This window comes from Pseudomonas tremae, from assembly GCF_001401155.1.
GTDB classification, from domain to species: domain Bacteria; phylum Pseudomonadota; class Gammaproteobacteria; order Pseudomonadales; family Pseudomonadaceae; genus Aquipseudomonas; species Aquipseudomonas tremae.
The window spans coordinates 1-515 of sequence record NZ_LJRO01000053.1 but is presented as its reverse complement, the minus strand read 5'-3'; the positions used below and the strand labels follow the sequence as shown (position 1 = coordinate 515).

The 515-nt window shown below is 59.0% G+C and carries 1 protein-coding gene and 1 pseudogene; both read left to right on the top strand.

Going from position 1 to position 515, the window contains the following annotated elements; all coding sequences use genetic code 11:
- Positions 1–442: branched-chain amino acid ABC transporter permease (locus ALO43_RS03820; protein ID WP_217999767.1), on the top strand; the 442-nt coding region annotated here is incomplete at its 5' end.
- Positions 439–515 (top strand): annotated as a pseudogene (locus ALO43_RS29915) (ABC transporter ATP-binding protein); the annotation flags it as partial. The gene ALO43_RS03820 and the pseudogene ALO43_RS29915, both read left to right, overlap by 4 nt.

Here is a 515-nt window from a genome sequence, read left to right as displayed (position 1 = left end):
CAGTGTGGCAATGTGCGGTTTCATTCTGCGCAGCCGCCTGGGCAAGGTCGTCGTGGCGATCCGTGACCGCGAAGACCGGGTGCGTTTTTCCGGCTACAACACTGCGTTGTTCAAGGCGTTCATCTTCGCCGTGGCGGCCCTTATTTCAGCGCTGGGCGGCGTGATGTTCACCCTGCAGGTTGGTCTGGCGTCGCCATCGCTGGTGGGCATCATTCCGTCCACGGAAATAGTGATCTATGCCGCGTTGGGCGGTCGCCTTTCACTGGTTGGCGCGGTATACGGCACGCTGCTGATCGGGGCAGCCAAGACTTACCTGTCGGAGAACTTCGTCAGCTTCTGGCAATACTTCATCGGCTTTCTGTTCATGGCGGTGGTGCTGTTTCTGCCGACCGGCCTGGCCGGGCTGTTGCAACGCCTGAGCAACAAGGAGGCGCAGTCATGAGCGCAATGTTACTGAGTGTCGAAGACCTGACCGTGTCGTTCGATGGCTTCAAGGCGGTCGATAACCTCAACTT